Origin of the sequence: Aquabacterium olei, from assembly GCF_003100395.1 — a bacterium.
GTDB lineage: Bacteria > Pseudomonadota > Gammaproteobacteria > Burkholderiales > Burkholderiaceae_C > Aquabacterium > Aquabacterium olei.
Genome location: NZ_CP029210.1, coordinates 2,399,707 through 2,413,649 on the forward strand (window position 1 = coordinate 2,399,707; position 13,943 = coordinate 2,413,649).

The window sequence follows — 13,943 nt, forward strand, 5'->3', positions numbered from 1 at the left end:
GCAAAACGTGCGCGGCCCCTGCCCACCGCCGGGGGTTTCGCAACAGACCGCACGACTGTCACTTCTTCTGACAATTGGCGCAGTAGAACGTGGAACGCTGCCCGAGCACCACGCGACGCACCGGTCGCTCGCAGCGCCGGCACGGCGCGCCCTCGCGGCCATATACCAGCGTACTCAGCTGGAAATGCCCCTGGGCACCATGTGCATCCCGGAAGTCCTTCAGGCTTGACCCGCCCTGCGCCACCGCCTCCTGCAGGACCGCCTTCACCTCGTCCACCAACCGCTGGCACCGCGGCCGGCTGAGGTGGCCTGCCGGAGTCCGCGGATCGATGCCCGCCCGGAACAGCGCCTCGCACGCATAGATGTTGCCCGCCCCGACCACGATGGCGCCCGCCATCAAGGCCTGCTTGATCGGCACTCGGCGGCCCTTGAGCCGCGCATGAACGTACGCGCCGTCCAGCACGGGATCGGACGGCTCGAGCCCCAGCCCTGTCAACAGCTTGCCCGGCCACCCGAGCGTCATCGAGGGGCCCCACAACACGGCGCCGAAGCGGCGGGGATCAGTCAGACGCAGACACCCGTGCGTCGTGTGCAGCTCCATGTGGTCATGCGGACCCGGTGGCGTCAAGCCGATGCCGAATCCCAGCGAACCGGACATGCCCAGGTGAATCAGCAGCCCACCTTCGTCGACCTCGCCAGGCGCGCTCGGCCGGGTCAGTGGCAGCCACAGGTACTTGCCTCGCCGCTGCACCGCCCCCACCCGGCATCCCACCAGTTCGTCAGGATGGCGCCCCATGGGCCAGCGCAAGGGCTTGCCAAGGCGTACGGCCTCCACCGTGGCACCCAGGATGCGGTCTGCAAAGCTGCGCCGCGTAACTTCGACTTCCGGCAATTCAGGCATGGCGGAATTATCCCGGGCCAGCTCACTCAATAGAATGGCTGCACCATTGGAGAGCTCATGCCCTTGCCGACCGACCGCCCCTCGCTGTCTCTGCTGCCCATCCCTCGTTCCGCCTTGATGGTGGCCCTGGCAGCCAGCGCCCTGCTTGCGTCCCACGCCCACGCGCAGGCTGGCCGCAAGCCGTCCGAACGCAAGGCCGCCGAGGCACCTGCCGGCGCCGCCAGCAAACCCGTCGAAAACTCTTCCATGGACGGCGCGCTGTTCTATCAGGTGCTGATCGCCGAGATCGAATCCAACGGCGGCAATGCCGGCCCGGCCTACCAGCTCTACCTGGAAGCCGCGCGCCGGCAGCACACCACATCGCAAGGCAGCCAGCTGTACCAGCGCGCCGTCGAGATCGCCCTGCGGGCCAGGGCGGGTGAGCAGGCACTGGCCGCAGCCAAGGCCTGGCGTCAGGCGTACCCGCAATCGCGCGAGGCCTCCGACTACACCGCGCAGATCCTGATCGCACTGGGCCGCACCAATGAACTGGCCGCGCCCTTGCGCACCCTCATCCAGCAGACGCCGGCACCGCAGCAACCTCAGGTGATTGCCGGCCTGCCCCGCAGCCTGCAGCGCCTGCCGGACAAGCAGGCCGTGGCCCGCGTGGTCGACGACGCCACCCAGCCCTGGCGCCAGCCCCCGCTGGAGCTGGCCGAAGCATGGGGCGCCAGCGGCGAAGCCTGGCTCGGCGCGCGCCAGCCCGACAAGGTCATGGCCGCCGCTCAGCGTGCCCTCACACTGAAGCCCCAGCTTCCCCTGGCCGGCCTGCTGGCCGTCGATCTCATGGGCGTTCAGTCTGGCGCCGAGGACCTTGTGAAGGCCCAGCTCGCACGCCCGGATGCCGAGCCCCTGGTGCGCCTGGCCTACGGCCGCAAGCTCGCCAGCCTGAAACGCTACGAAGAGGCCGCCAGCCAGCTGGACACCCTGCTGGCCAGCCAGCCCTCGCAAACCGGCATCTGGCTGACGCTGGCCGCGGTCCGCATGGAATTGGGCCAGCTCGACAAGGCCGAGCAGGCACTCAAGCCGGTTCTGGAAGCCCCCCCGGCCGATACCGCAGTCCAGGAAGGTGGCATGCCCCGCATGATGAGCGAGGCCAACAGCAGCGGCCTGACCGAGCAGCAACAGGCGCAGATCCTGATGGCGCAGATCGCCGAGCAGCGCAAGCAGCTGCCCACGGCGCTCGACTGGCTGGGGCGAGCCGACCCCGATCACCAGCTGATGGCCATCCAGAACCACCGCGCCCGCATCCTGGTCCGGCTGGGACGTGTCGACGAGGCCCGCGCCACCCTGCGCAAGCTCCCGGAGACCGAACCTCGCGACGCTGCCGTGAAAATTCAGGCCGAAGCCCAGTTGCTGCGCGAGGCCAAGCGCCACAAGGACGCCTACGAGGTGCTCGCCGAGGGCGTGCGCCGCTTTCCCGAAGACGGCGACCTGCTGTACGACCAGGCCATGATGGCCGACCGCCTCGGCCGCCACGACGAGATGGAGCGGCTGCTGCGCAAGGCACTGACGCTCAACGCCGACAACGCCAATGCCCTCAACGCCCTGGGCTACAGCCTTGCAGACCGCGGCGTCCGCCTTGATGAGGCGCGGAGCCTGATCGATCGGGCCCTGACACTGCGCCCGGGTGACCCGTACATCACCGACAGCCTGGGGTGGGTCATGTTCCGGGCCGGCCAGACCGACGACGCCCTGCGCACACTGAAAGAGGCCTACGCCAAGCGGGCCGACCCCGAGATCGGCGCCCACATCGGCGAAGTGCTCTGGCAGATGGGCCGCAAGGAGGAAGCGCTCCAGTACTTCCGGGAATCCCGCCAGGGTGACCCCGAAAACGAGGCGCTGGTCGAAACCCTCAAACGCTTGAAGATCAGGTTGTGAGCCTCCGCCCCGTCATGCCGGCCGCGAGAAGGCTCACGCGCGCTGTTCTCCTCGGCACGCTGGGCGTGGCACTCCTCGGCTGCGCCACCCCCCAGCCCCCCCTGCCCGAGCCGGTGGCTTCGACCGAGTCCGTGTCCCTGCAAGGCCAACTGAGCATCAAGCTCGCCGCCTGGCTGGACCAGCCCGCGCGCGGCATCAGCGCCGGCTACTTCTTCGAGGGCGACGAACGCTCCGGCCGCATCGACCTCATGACGCCGCTGGGCAGCCAGATGGCGCGCGTGGTGTGGCAACCCGGCCGCGTGTGGCTGGAAGACGGGCGCGAGCGACGGGAATTCGAGTCACTCGACGCGCTCAGCGAGAGCCTCTTCGGCGAAGCACTCCCGCTGCGCGCCCTGCCCTGGTGGATGCAGGGCAAGCCCACGCCTGCCTTGCCCCATCAAGCTGACACCGGCACATTCGGCCAGGCTGGCTGGCGCATCGACACCCGCGCCGTGAATGAAGGCCGCATCACCGCCGAACGCCCCGGCTCGTCCGGCCAGCGCCCCGTCACCATCCGCATCGTTTCCGACCGCTGAGCCCCATGTCCGCCCTCCTCGGCCTGCCCGCCCCGGCCAAGATCAACCTCTTCCTCCACGTCACCGGACGGCGCCCCGACGGCTACCACCTCCTGCAGTCCGTCTTCATGCTGATCGACTGGCAGGACAGCATCGACCTGACCCTGCGCAGCGACGGCTGCCTGCAGCGCCACGACCTCACGGTCACCCTGCCCGACGACGACCTGTGCCTGCGCGCCGCCCGCCTGCTTCAGCAGGAAAGCGGCACCCCGCTCGGTTGCGACATCGGCATCCGCAAACACGTTCCCTGGGGCGCCGGCCTGGGCGGCGGCAGTTCGGATGCGGCCACGGTGTTGCTCGGCCTCAATCAGCTCTGGGGCCTGCAATGGTCGCGCACGCGTCTGGAAGCCCTGGCGCTGCGACTGGGCGCCGACGTGCCCTTCTTCGTGCGTGGCCGCAACGCCTGGGTGGAAGGCGTGGGTGAAGCCATCACGCCCATCGAACTGCCACACAGTGTGTTGAAAACGCCACTGGCCCTGCTGAAGCCGCCGGTGGCGGTGCCCACCGCGGCGATTTTTGGATCGCCCGCGTTGAAACGCGACACACCCCATGCTATAGTCGCAGTCTTTCTTGCAGCGCCCAAGCGCTTCGGCAGAAATGACTTGCAAGAGCCCGCAACGGCTTACAGCAACCAGATCAGCCAGGCACTTGAGATCATGCAGAACCGCTTCGGCAACAGCCGGATGACGGGTTCAGGCAGCACGGTGTTTTCATGGATCGACGATGACGCACAGCCTGAAAACGGTTTCCAGCCTTGCGATGTGGGCCTGAATGATCCGGACTGGGTCGGTCGCGTGACACGCGGTCTGCCTCGGCACCCTCTGCTGGAGATGCTCGATCCGATCCGTGATTGAACAGCATCGACAGAAGATGATGCAGAGACGCAACAGACTTGCAAACGTCGCAAAAATCGACATACAATCCGAGGCTCTCGACAAGAGAACAGCTTACTAGGTCGCAGACAAGAACGTCAGTTCAAGACTGTGTCCTGAGTAGGGGAGTCGCCAAGTTGGTCAAGGCATCGGATTTTGATTCCGACATGCGAGGGTTCGAGTCCTTCCTCCCCTGCCAGATTTCTTCTGTGCGGTCTTTGCTGATCACACAACATCACCTGCCCTGAACCTTCCGCGAAGGCAGATGCCAACAGGCATCAACCGGACAGGCTCCGGTTTCCTCAGGGGCAAGGTGACAGGGCAGATGGTCATTTCGTCATCATCTCCGTCCCCAACGGCCCGCCCATGCTCTCCGACACCGTTCTCTTCACCGGCAACGCCAACCCGGCGCTCGCTCAGGAAATCGCCACCAGCCTCGGCATCTCTCTGGGCAAGGCCGCTGTCGGCCGCTTCTCGGACGGCGAGACCACGGTCGAAATTCAGCAGAACGTGCGCGGTCGCGAAGTGTTCGTGGTGCAGTCCACCTGCGCCCCGACCAACGACAACCTGATGGAACTGCTGATCATGGCCGACGCACTCAAGCGTGCATCGGCCCAGCGCATCACGGCCGTCATCCCCTACTTCGGCTACGCCCGCCAGGATCGCCGCCCGCGTTCCACCCGCGTGCCCATCTCGGCCCGCGTGGTGGCCAACATGCTGGAAGCCGTCGGCGTCAACCGCGTCCTGACCATGGACCTGCACGCCGACCAGATCCAGGGCTTCTTCAACATCCCGGTCGACAACATCTACGCGTCGCCCGTGCTGCTGTCCGACCTGCAGGCCAAGAAGTACGAAGACCTGGTGGTCGTGTCGCCCGACGTGGGTGGCGTGGTTCGCGCTCGCGCGCTGGCCAAACAGCTGGGCTGCGATCTGGCCATCATCGACAAGCGTCGCCCCAAGGCGAACGTCTCCGAAGTGATGCACGTGATCGGCGAAATCGAGAACCGCAACTGCGTGATCATGGACGACATGATCGACACCGCCGGCACGCTGGTGAAGGCGGCCGAAGTGCTGAAGGAGCGCGGCGCCAAGAGCGTGTACGCCTACTGCACGCACGCCGTGTTCTCGGGCCCGGCCATCGAGCGCATCAAGGCTTCGCACCTCGACGAAGTCGTGATCACCAACACCATTCCGCTGGCCGAGGCTGCCAAGGGCACCGCCAAGATCCGCCAGCTGAGCACCGCATTCCTGTTTGCCGAAACCATCCGTCGCATCACCGACGGCGACTCGGTGACATCCCTGTTTGCGGAACAGAACAACAACTTCTGATCCGTTTCTGCTGACCGCGGCCTCGGCCGCGGTTTCTTTCAGCGCCTGGTCGCGGGCGCTTTACCAACTTGGAGCATTCCATGAAATTCGTCGCTTTTGAGCGCAATCTGCAGGGGACCGGAGCGAGCCGCCGCCTGCGCAATTCCGGCAAGACCCCGGGCATCGTTTACGGCGCCGGCAAGGCCCCGCAGAACATCGAGCTGGACCACAACGCCCTGTTCCACGCCATGCGCAAGGAACAGTTCCACTCGTCCATCCTGGACATGGAACTGAACGGCGAAGTGCAGAAGGTCCTCCTGCGCGACTATCAGATTCACCCGTTCAAGCGCCTCGTCCTGCACGTGGACCTGCAACGCGTGGACGCCACCACCCGCATCCGCAAGAAGGTGCCTCTGCACTTCGTGAACGAAGCAGAGTCGCAGGCCGTCAAGATCGACAAGTGCCTGATCAACCACGTCGTGACCGAACTGGAAATCGAGTGCCTGGCTGAACAGCTGCCCGAGTTCCTGACCGTCGACCTGAGCAACGTCGTCAAGGGCCAGTCGATCCACGTCGAAGACCTGACGCTCGACAGCCACATCAAGGTCATCACCCACGGCCGCAAGAACCCGGTGATCGCCACTGTGGTCGAGCCGGTTGCCGAAGAAATCGTGGCTGCTCCGGTGGCTGCCGAGCCCGCCAAGGGCAAGAAGGGCAAGAAGTAATTTCTTGCGCTTCGGCACAGTCAAGCCCCGCCTCGGCGGGGCTTTTCTTTTGTGAGACGGTCTCCCGATAATCGAGCCCCAACATGATTCGCCTGTTTGTCGGCCTGGGCAACCCGGGCCCTGAATACGAAGACACCCGGCACAACGCGGGCTTCTGGTACATCGACGCCCTCGCCCGTCGCCTGGGCGTGCACCTGCAACCCGACCGGGCCTATCACGGGCTGGTGGCGCGCGCCAACCTGCCGCAAGGGCCGGTGTGGCTGCTGCAGCCCCAGACCTTCATGAACCTGTCCGGCAAGTCGGTCGCACCGCTGGCCCGCTTCTTCAAGATCAACCCGGACGAAGTGCTCGTGGCGCACGACGAACTCGACATGCTGCCCGGCCAGGTCAAGCTCAAGAAGGGTGGCGGCCACGCGGGCCACAACGGCCTGCGCGACATCCACGCGCAACTCGGCTCGGGCGACTACCACCGCCTGCGCCTGGGCATCGGCCATCCGGGCGTGAAGCACGAGGTGGCGGCCTATGTCCTGCGCAAACCGCCCCAACCCGAACGGGAAGCCATCTACAAGTGCATCGACCAGGCGCTGGACGCCACTGAGGCGCTGCTGTCCGGCGACATGGCCAAGGCGACGGCCACCATCCACGCTGGCCCGCAGCGCCCCAAGCCCCCGCGCAAGCCGCCTGCCGCCGACGGCAGTCCCTCGACATCCCAGACCTGAAGCACCATGCGCCGCCCGCCGCCCTCCCTGCCCCCCTGGCCCTGGATGAAGATCGCCCTGTGCGCCATCGCACTGGCCGGGGCGTCGGCCCCGATGGTGGCGGCCGCGACCGTGGTCTATCGCTGCAGCGAGGGTGGGTCGGTGGTGCTGAGCCAGTTTCCCTGTGCGGGCGGCCAGCGCCAGCCGGTTCGCGAGGACCTGCGCACGGAAGCGCAGCTGCATGACGCGCTCAATCGACGCGCCCGGGCGCAGGAACAACTTCAGCGTGCACAGGCCGCACAGCGCAAGCAAGCGGAGCAGCCTGCGCTCGTGTCGAAGACGCCAGCGGCCGCGCCCGAGCCCGACAACGACACCCCGCCGAAGCGAGCCCGCCGGGCGCAAGACCGAGATCCGCGATTGTTTACCGCGCGTGCGCCTCGGGCTACACAGGCCGCACCGGCAGGCAACGGCCAGGACGCCAGCCGCTGACGCTGACGCTGACCGCTTCGGGCAAAAAAGTGGCGCGCGTTCAGCCCGCCGCGTTCACCGCAGGCGCTGGAGCGCCCTGCCCTGCCTGCAGCCGGTGGTACTTCGCCAGCAGCTGCGCGGGGGTTTCCACATGCGCCGGGTTCACCGGAATGCACTCGACCGGGCACACCTGCACGCATTGCGGCTCATCGAAATGACCGACGCACTCGGTGCACTTGGCCGGGTCGATCACGTAGATCGTGTCGCCCATCGAGATGGCCTGATTGGGGCACTCGGGCTCGCACACGTCGCAGTTGATGCACTCTTCGGTGATGGTCAGGGCCATGGCGGCGCTTTCTTGGGGATACGTTCAGGCCGGGCGCCGGGCCACGCGCTCGTGCAGGCGGGCCAGCACGCTGGGCGCCACGAACTTCGACACGTCACCGCCCAGCATCGCGATCTCGCGCACAAAGGTGCCCGATACGAACTGGAACTGGTCGGACGGCGTCAGGAACACGGTTTCGACATCGGGCATCAGTTGCCGGTTCATGCCGGCCATCTGGAACTCGTACTCGAAGTCGCTCACGGCCCGCAGCCCGCGCACCACCACCTTGCCTCCGTGGCCCACCACGAAATCGCGCAACAGTCCTTCGAAGGCGATGACCTCGACATTCGCGTGCCGCGCCGCGAGTTCCTTGGCCATGTCCAGCCGCTCTTCCAGCGAGAACATCGTCTTCTTGTGATGCCCCGCGGCCACCGCAACGATGAGGCGGCCAAACAGCTGGCTGGCGCGCCGCATCAGGTCGGCATGCCCAAGGGTCATGGGGTCGAACGTGCCGGGATAGACGGCGGTCGGGGAAGCAGACGGGCTCAAACGGGGCTCCGGAAAGGAACGGATTCGGTGGATGCCGTGGCCGTGAGGACAGCACCAGCGTCAGTGTAAGCGTCAGGCAGACAGTGCGTGGGCGCGGCCGTCTTCCTCCACGCGGCGGAAGAGGTGAAAGTGCACTGCGCCGGCCCGATCGCGGCGATGCAGTGCCAGCCCGGGCCGCGCTTCGAACGCGCACGACGCTTCCAGGTAGATCCAGCCCCCCTCCGGCACACATCCGCGCGCCGCCGCCAGGGCCCGGTCAAAGGCCTGGCCATCGAACGGGGGGTCGAGGAACACGGCGTCGAAACGGCCGGCCTGCGCAGGCTGGCTCATCCACGTGAGCGCGTCGGTCTGGTGAATGTGCACCTGCCGAGCCTGCAGCCGGGTCTTCACGGCCTGCAGTCCGCGCACCAGGGCGGGCTCACGCTCGAGCATCACGACCTCGTCGGCGCCACGAGAGGCGGCCTCCCAGCCGAGCGCGCCAGAACCGGCATACGCGTCCAGCACGCGCCAGCCCTGCAGATCCTGCCCCAGCCAGTTGAACAGCGTTTCACGCACGCGGGCGGGCGTCGGGCGCAGGCCGGACGACACCGGGACCGGCAAGGGCGTGCGCCGCCATTGACCGCCGATGATCCGGACTTCCTGGGGCGCGCCGGAGGCGACCTTTTCCGCCGCGCGGCGCCCGGCGTCGGACCGCGCGCCTTTCGCCGTCGGCGAATCGGCGCCGGCAGCCCCTGCGCGCGCCGAACGGGGACCGGATCTGGAGGAGGAACGGGGGGAAGACATCGCGAGATTGTAAGAAGGGGCGCCCTCTACAATGGATGCATGTTCAGTTTCATCAAGAAAAAGCTGGGATGGGGCCAGTCTGCCCCGGAAGCGCCCGCAGAGCAGCCAGCCGCCGCACCCGCGACGCCGGCGGCGCCCGAGACCGCCCCTCTGCCCCCCGCACCGGCCCCTGCCCCCGTGGCATCGCCGCCGACATCGCCCATCGTGCCAGCCCCTGCTGCGGCCGTACCCGCCGCAGCCCCGACGCCGGCTGCCGCGCCTGCCCCGGTGGCCCAGGCTCCCGCCGCGCCAGCCCCGGTGTCGGTCGCAGAAGCCGCTGCCCCCCGCGCCCCCGAGCCCGAGCGCCGCTCCTGGCTCGACAAGCTCCGTCAGGGTCTGAAGAAAACCGGTTCGGGCATCGCCCAGGTTTTCACGGGCACCCGCATTGACGACGCGTTGTACGAAGAGCTGGAATCCGCCCTGCTGATGGCCGATGCCGGCGTGGCCGCGACCGAACACCTGCTCCACGATCTCAAGCGCCGTGTGAAGGAGACCAAGGCCACCGAGCCGGCCCAGGTGAAGGCGCTGCTGATCGACGCCATCACCGAGTTGCTGGCCCCGCTGGAGAAATCACTGGAAGTGGGCCACACCACGCCCACCGTCATCATGGTGGCCGGCGTCAACGGCGCGGGCAAGACCACGACCATCGGCAAGCTGACCCGGCATCTGGCCGACGCGAGGCAACGCGTGCTGCTGGCTGCCGCCGACACCTTCCGCGCTGCGGCGCGCGAGCAGCTGGGTGTGTGGGCCGACCGCAACCAGGTCGACATCGTCAGCCAGGAGGGTGGGGATCCGGCCGCCGTGACGTTCGACGCCGTGCAGGCTGGCAAGGCCCGCGGCTGCGACGTGGTGATTGCCGACACGGCCGGACGCCTGGCCACGCAATTGCACCTGATGGAGGAGCTGCGCAAGATCAAGCGGGTCATCGGGAAGGCCATGGACACCGCGCCACACGAGGTGTTGCTGGTGGTGGATGGCAACACGGGCCAGAACGCGCTGGCCCAGGTGAAGGCATTCGATGAAGCGCTGGGCCTGACCGGGCTCATCGTCACCAAGCTCGACGGCACGGCCAAGGGCGGTGTGCTGGCCGCCATTGCGCTGTGGTCGCGTCAACGTCAGGCGCCAGTGCCGGTGTACTTCATCGGTGTGGGCGAAAAGCTCGAAGACCTCCAGACCTTCAGCGCCCGCGAGTTCGCCCATGCGCTGCTGAGCTGATCGTTCAGAGCCGGCTGATCGGGCCCAGCGGCATCGGCTCGGAATCCAGGTCGTCAAACCAGGTGGAAGGCGGTGGCTCCCGGCGCGCCACTTCGGGGTCTTCCGGGTCTTCATGGATCGCGGCCCGCCAGGCGTCCAGGTTTCCGCTGGCGGATTCGTCTACCTGCATGCCGTGCAACGCCGATGCCGGGTTCTGCAACGAGGCGACCACGGCCGCCGCTTCCGCGGTGCGCCGCGCGACATTCACATCCTGATAGCCAGACCGGCCCGAGGTGCTGATGGCCGCGCCCAGGATGGCTTCACGCGCCACCGCCGGCCCGGGCAATGCCCCCTCCAGCCACACATGCACGGGGATGCGCGCGGCCGTCAGCACCCGGTCCATGCGCGCATGGCGTTGCTGGCTGCGCTCCTTCTCGCGTGACATGGGCTGGCGGATTTCGACCACCGCCACCACCTGCGAGGCGGCGTCGCACACGACCAGATCGGCGCAGAGTGACCCGACGCGGCGCAGCCATTCGCTGTAGGAGTTGCGCGTGGGCACCTTGATGAAACGCGCCACCGGCACCTGCGCCAGCACCATGTGTTCGGGCAGCGCCTTGCGCAGAATGTGCCAGGCCTCTCGTTCTGCACTGGTCAGCACCCGCGTGGCCACCGGCTCCCAGCCGATCAGCGTGTCCAGGTCGGATTCGGGCACAGACGCCTTGCGAGACACCTTGGCGGGCCGGGCCACGCGCGGCGCAGCCCGCCCGGATCGCCCGCCCACCGAAGCAAGGCGGGCCCGCCGCCACCACCACGCAGCGGCAATGCCACCGGGCGCGAGGACGCCGGCGGCCAAGGCCGGCCAGATCGAGGCCAAGTCCATCATGAGGCTCTTCCTGCCCAAGGCATGCACCGGATGGCGGATCCGGACCGTCTCCGATCTTCGGCGGTCTGACGCCTCAATAAAGGGTTGTGTAGCGAAGTGCGACGTCTGTCACACCTGCTCACATGGGGCCGGGGGTCAGCGCCCCAGACCAGGCAGCCCCTTCATGCCGCCCATGCGCTTCATCATCTTCATCAGGCCGCCGCCTTTCATCTTCTTCATCATCGTCTGCATCTGCTCGAACTGGTTCAGCAAGCGATTGACGTCCTGAATCTGCACGCCGGCTCCCTGGGCAATGCGGCGTTTGCGGCTGGCCTTGCTCTTGCCGTCCATCAGGAGGGCAGGCTGGCGGCGCTCCTTCGCGGTCATGGCGCTGATGATGCCTTCCATGCGGCGCACATCGCGCTCGGCCTTGTCCATGTCGGCCTGTCCTGCCTTGGCGGCCAGTTCGGTGGGCAGCTTGTCCATCAGTCCGGACAGGCCACCCATCTTCTTCATCTGGCTGATCTGCGAGAGGAAATCGTTGAAATCGAACTCGGCGCCGGACTTGACCTTCTCGGCCAGCTTCTGGGCCGCCTCGATGTCGACGCCCTTCTGCACCTCTTCGACCAGAGCCACAATGTCGCCCATGCCCAGCACACGGCCAGCATGGCGGTCGGCGTCGAACACCTCCAGCCCGTCGATCTTCTCGGAGACGCCGGCAAACTTGATCGGCACACCCGTGATCTGGCGCACCGACAGGGCCGCGCCCCCGCGCGAGTCACCATCGAGCTTGGTCAGCACGACGCCGGTGAGCGGCAGCGTGTCCTTGAAGGCCTTCGCGGTGTTGACCGCATCCTGGCCCTGCATGGCGTCCACCACGAACAGCGTCTCGACGGGCTTGAGCTGGGCGTGCAGCGCCTTAATTTCCGCCATCAGGGCTTCGTCGATCGCCAGGCGGCCAGCCGTGTCCACCAGCAGCACGTCGAAGTAGTGACGACGGGCGTGGTCGATGGCCGCCGCGGCGATTTCGGCGGGCTTCTGATCGGGTGCCGACGGGAACCACTCGGCCCCGGCCTGCGCGGTCACCGTTTTCAGCTGCTCGATGGCGGCCGGGCGGTACACGTCAGCCGAGACCGTCAACACCTTCTTCTTGCGCTTTTCGATCAGGTGCTTGGCGAGCTTGGCTGTGGTGGTCGTCTTGCCTGCACCTTGCAGGCCGGCCATCAGGATGACGGCAGGCGGCTGCGTGGCCAGGTTGATGTCCGACACCCCCTCGCCCATCGTGGCGGAGAGCTCCTTCTGCACGATGCTGACCAGGACCTGGCCCGGGGTCAGCGAGGAGACGACCTCCTGGCCCAGGGCCTTGTCCTTGACACGGGCAATGAAGTCGCGCACCACCGGCAGGGCCACGTCGGCCTCCAGCAGCGCCATGCGAACCTCACGCAACATGTCCTGCACGTTGGATTCGGTGATGCGGGACTGGCCGCGCATGGTCTTGACCAGGCGACTCAGGCGTTCTGTGAGGTTGGATGCCATGAAAGAGCTGCGTGTGCTTTTAAACTCGACACATGATTTTATCGCCCGCCCTCTCGACCGCCTGGCCCAGTGGCCTTGCCGTGCTGGCTTATCTTGCCGCCAGCGCGTGGCCGCAACCCGCCCAGGCAGACCGCCCGGACGCCGCGCGCCCCGTCTGGATGGTGCTTGGCCTGGGCTGGCTGGCGCAGGCGGTGGCCATCGTGCTCGACGCGCTGGTGCTCGGCGGCCCCGAACCAGGGGGACGATTCGGCTTTGCGCCGGCCCTGTCGGTCACGGTGTGGCTGGTCCTGGCGGTGTACGCGCTCGAAAGCCGGCGCCTCGACCTGGTCGTGGTGCGGCGCGTGCTGGCAGCGCTGGGCGCCGTCGTGGTGGCGCTTGCCTGGATCTTCCCCGGGCAGACTCACCCTCTGGGGGGCTCGCCCTGGGCGCCGCTGCACTGGCTGCTGGGCTTTGCCTCGTACGGGCTGTTCGGCACCGCGCTGTTGCACGCGGGGCTGCTGCAGCACGCCGAGCGCCAGATGCGGACACGCCCGGTGAGCGGGCAGGTGCCTGCGCCCCGGCCGATCGGACAGGCGCTCGGCATGCCCCTGCTGCGGCTGGAGGCCCTGACGCTGCGCTTCGTGGCCGCCGGGTTCGTCATGCTGAGTCTGACGTTGCTCCTGGGGGCAGCTTTCGCCAATCCGTGGCGCTGGGATCACAAGACGGTCTTTTCCGTGCTGTCATGGCTGGTGTTCGCCACGCTGCTGGTGGGCCGCGCCCGCTTCGGCTGGCGGGGCAGCCAGGCCATCCGCTGGCTGGTGGCCGGCTCGCTGCTGTTGCTGCTGGCCTATGTCGGTTCCCGTTTCGTGATGGAGGTGCTGTTGCACCGCCCTGCCACCGTCTGACCCGCCATGCTCAAGTACCTGTTGATTGCCCTGCTGGTGTGGCTGGTGGTGGTGCCGCTGCTGAAGCGCATGCTGGCCCGCCCGGCCGAGCCCGCGCAGCGCGCCGACCCGCCCCCCACGCCGCCTCAGACACAGGAGATCGTGCAGTGCGCCCATTGCGGCATTCATCTGCCGGAGGCGGAGGCCCACCATGATCTTGGTGGCCTGCCCTACTGCAGTGCCGAACACGCCCGGCTGGGCCGCCGGCCCGGCTGATGCCGCG

Annotated in this window: 16 protein-coding genes and 1 tRNA gene; 11 read left to right on the top strand and 6 right to left on the bottom strand. The window is 67.4% G+C overall.

Annotation, left to right across the window (positions count from 1 at the left end):
- Nucleotides 1-58 precede the first annotated feature (58 nt).
- The gene (mutM, locus tag DEH84_RS10800; protein WP_109036858.1) at nucleotides 59-901 is read right to left on the bottom strand and encodes a bifunctional DNA-formamidopyrimidine glycosylase/DNA-(apurinic or apyrimidinic site) lyase; all 843 of its coding nucleotides are present in this window, start codon (nucleotides 899-901) and stop codon (nucleotides 59-61) included.
- A gap of 57 nt (nucleotides 902-958) precedes the next feature.
- On the opposite strand from mutM, the gene DEH84_RS10805 reads away from it, so the two are divergent.
- From DEH84_RS10805 to DEH84_RS10840, 8 genes are all read left to right on the top strand, one after another.
- Nucleotides 959-2,821, top strand: coding sequence for a tetratricopeptide repeat protein (locus DEH84_RS10805; RefSeq protein ID WP_109036859.1), 1,863 nt, complete (start codon nucleotides 959-961; stop codon nucleotides 2,819-2,821).
- Complete coding sequence (locus tag DEH84_RS10810) at nucleotides 2,818-3,396, top strand: outer membrane lipoprotein LolB (RefSeq protein WP_159098932.1); 579 nt, start codon at nucleotides 2,818-2,820, stop codon at nucleotides 3,394-3,396. The genes DEH84_RS10805 and DEH84_RS10810 overlap by 4 nt, the downstream gene beginning before the upstream one ends.
- Nucleotides 3,397-3,401: 5 nt before the next feature.
- Nucleotides 3,402-4,289 carry a 4-(cytidine 5'-diphospho)-2-C-methyl-D-erythritol kinase gene (gene ispE / locus DEH84_RS10815; RefSeq protein WP_109036861.1) on the top strand — a complete coding sequence of 296 codons (888 nt, stop codon included), beginning with the start codon at nucleotides 3,402-3,404 and terminating at the stop codon, nucleotides 4,287-4,289.
- Nucleotides 4,290-4,429: 140 nt separating this feature from the next.
- Nucleotides 4,430-4,506, top strand: a tRNA-Gln gene (locus tag DEH84_RS10820).
- Between the two features lie 167 nt (nucleotides 4,507-4,673).
- The gene (locus tag DEH84_RS10825) at nucleotides 4,674-5,636 is read left to right on the top strand and encodes a ribose-phosphate pyrophosphokinase (RefSeq protein ID WP_109036862.1); all 963 of its coding nucleotides are present in this window, start codon (nucleotides 4,674-4,676) and stop codon (nucleotides 5,634-5,636) included.
- A gap of 80 nt (nucleotides 5,637-5,716) precedes the next feature.
- Nucleotides 5,717-6,340, top strand: coding sequence for a 50S ribosomal protein L25/general stress protein Ctc (locus DEH84_RS10830; protein WP_109036863.1), 624 nt, complete (start codon nucleotides 5,717-5,719; stop codon nucleotides 6,338-6,340).
- An 83-nt stretch (nucleotides 6,341-6,423) separates the two neighbouring features.
- Nucleotides 6,424-7,059 carry an aminoacyl-tRNA hydrolase gene (gene pth / locus DEH84_RS10835; protein WP_109036864.1) on the top strand — a complete coding sequence of 212 codons (636 nt, stop codon included), beginning with the start codon at nucleotides 6,424-6,426 and terminating at the stop codon, nucleotides 7,057-7,059.
- Between the two features lie 6 nt (nucleotides 7,060-7,065).
- Complete coding sequence (locus DEH84_RS10840; RefSeq protein WP_109036865.1) at nucleotides 7,066-7,527, top strand: hypothetical protein; 462 nt, start codon at nucleotides 7,066-7,068, stop codon at nucleotides 7,525-7,527.
- A 40-nt stretch (nucleotides 7,528-7,567) separates the two neighbouring features.
- Here DEH84_RS10840 and DEH84_RS10845 read toward each other — a convergent pair whose 3' ends face one another.
- The 3 genes from DEH84_RS10845 to rsmD all read right to left on the bottom strand — a co-directional run bounded on the left by DEH84_RS10845 (nucleotide 7,568) and on the right by rsmD (nucleotide 9,163).
- Nucleotides 7,568-7,852 carry a YfhL family 4Fe-4S dicluster ferredoxin gene (locus DEH84_RS10845; protein ID WP_109036866.1) on the bottom strand — a complete coding sequence of 95 codons (285 nt, stop codon included), beginning with the start codon at nucleotides 7,850-7,852 and terminating at the stop codon, nucleotides 7,568-7,570.
- A gap of 24 nt (nucleotides 7,853-7,876) precedes the next feature.
- Entirely contained in the window at nucleotides 7,877-8,329 is a 453-nt protein-coding gene (coaD, locus tag DEH84_RS10850) for a pantetheine-phosphate adenylyltransferase (RefSeq protein WP_245932775.1), read from the bottom strand.
- Between the two features lie 123 nt (nucleotides 8,330-8,452).
- Nucleotides 8,453-9,163: a 16S rRNA (guanine(966)-N(2))-methyltransferase RsmD gene (gene rsmD / locus DEH84_RS10855; protein WP_109036868.1), complete on the bottom strand. Its 711-nt coding sequence runs from the start codon at nucleotides 9,161-9,163 to the stop codon at nucleotides 8,453-8,455.
- 39 nt (nucleotides 9,164-9,202) lie between these two features.
- On the opposite strand from rsmD, the gene ftsY reads away from it, so the two are divergent.
- Nucleotides 9,203-10,417 carry a signal recognition particle-docking protein FtsY gene (gene ftsY / locus DEH84_RS10860; protein ID WP_109036869.1) on the top strand — a complete coding sequence of 405 codons (1,215 nt, stop codon included), beginning with the start codon at nucleotides 9,203-9,205 and terminating at the stop codon, nucleotides 10,415-10,417.
- Nucleotides 10,418-10,421: 4 nt separating this feature from the next.
- Here the strand turns inward: ftsY and DEH84_RS10865 are convergent, their stop codons facing one another.
- Both DEH84_RS10865 and ffh read right to left on the bottom strand, forming a co-directional pair.
- A complete protein-coding gene (locus DEH84_RS10865) occupies nucleotides 10,422-11,282 on the bottom strand; it encodes a DUF2726 domain-containing protein (protein ID WP_109036870.1) in 861 nt (286 codons plus the stop codon).
- 135 nt (nucleotides 11,283-11,417) lie between these two features.
- Nucleotides 11,418-12,797 (bottom strand): signal recognition particle protein, encoded by a 1,380-nt coding sequence (gene ffh, locus DEH84_RS10870; RefSeq protein ID WP_109036871.1) that lies wholly within the window; start codon nucleotides 12,795-12,797, stop codon nucleotides 11,418-11,420.
- Between the two features lie 32 nt (nucleotides 12,798-12,829).
- Here ffh and DEH84_RS10875 point away from each other — a divergent pair, with 32 nt between their 5' ends.
- Complete coding sequence (locus tag DEH84_RS10875; protein ID WP_109036872.1) at nucleotides 12,830-13,681, top strand: cytochrome C assembly family protein; 852 nt, start codon at nucleotides 12,830-12,832, stop codon at nucleotides 13,679-13,681.
- Between the two features lie 6 nt (nucleotides 13,682-13,687).
- Complete coding sequence (locus DEH84_RS10880) at nucleotides 13,688-13,936, top strand: PP0621 family protein (protein WP_109036873.1); 249 nt, start codon at nucleotides 13,688-13,690, stop codon at nucleotides 13,934-13,936.
- Nucleotides 13,937-13,943 lie beyond the last annotated feature (7 nt).

What these genes read in the sequence shown, in the direction of transcription:
- mutM (WP_109036858.1), bottom strand. Translation starts at nt 901, where the DNA reads ATGCCTGAATTGCCGGAAGTCGAAGTTACGCGGCGCAGCTTTGCAGAC.
- DEH84_RS10805 (WP_109036859.1), top strand. Translation starts at nt 959, where the DNA reads ATGCCCTTGCCGACCGACCGCCCCTCGCTGTCTCTGCTGCCCATCCCT.
- ispE (WP_109036861.1), top strand. Translation starts at nt 3,402, where the DNA reads ATGTCCGCCCTCCTCGGCCTGCCCGCCCCGGCCAAGATCAACCTCTTC.
- DEH84_RS10825 (WP_109036862.1), top strand. Translation starts at nt 4,674, where the DNA reads ATGCTCTCCGACACCGTTCTCTTCACCGGCAACGCCAACCCGGCGCTC.
- DEH84_RS10830 (WP_109036863.1), top strand. Translation starts at nt 5,717, where the DNA reads ATGAAATTCGTCGCTTTTGAGCGCAATCTGCAGGGGACCGGAGCGAGC.
- pth (WP_109036864.1), top strand. Translation starts at nt 6,424, where the DNA reads ATGATTCGCCTGTTTGTCGGCCTGGGCAACCCGGGCCCTGAATACGAA.
- DEH84_RS10840 (WP_109036865.1), top strand. Translation starts at nt 7,066, where the DNA reads ATGCGCCGCCCGCCGCCCTCCCTGCCCCCCTGGCCCTGGATGAAGATC.
- DEH84_RS10845 (WP_109036866.1), bottom strand. Translation starts at nt 7,852, where the DNA reads ATGGCCCTGACCATCACCGAAGAGTGCATCAACTGCGACGTGTGCGAG.
- coaD (WP_245932775.1), bottom strand. Translation starts at nt 8,329, where the DNA reads ATGACCCTTGGGCATGCCGACCTGATGCGGCGCGCCAGCCAGCTGTTT.
- rsmD (WP_109036868.1), bottom strand. Translation starts at nt 9,163, where the DNA reads ATGTCTTCCCCCCGTTCCTCCTCCAGATCCGGTCCCCGTTCGGCGCGC.
- ftsY (WP_109036869.1), top strand. Translation starts at nt 9,203, where the DNA reads ATGTTCAGTTTCATCAAGAAAAAGCTGGGATGGGGCCAGTCTGCCCCG.
- DEH84_RS10865 (WP_109036870.1), bottom strand. Translation starts at nt 11,282, where the DNA reads ATGATGGACTTGGCCTCGATCTGGCCGGCCTTGGCCGCCGGCGTCCTC.
- ffh (WP_109036871.1), bottom strand. Translation starts at nt 12,797, where the DNA reads ATGGCATCCAACCTCACAGAACGCCTGAGTCGCCTGGTCAAGACCATG.
- DEH84_RS10875 (WP_109036872.1), top strand. Translation starts at nt 12,830, where the DNA reads ATGATTTTATCGCCCGCCCTCTCGACCGCCTGGCCCAGTGGCCTTGCC.
- DEH84_RS10880 (WP_109036873.1), top strand. Translation starts at nt 13,688, where the DNA reads ATGCTCAAGTACCTGTTGATTGCCCTGCTGGTGTGGCTGGTGGTGGTG.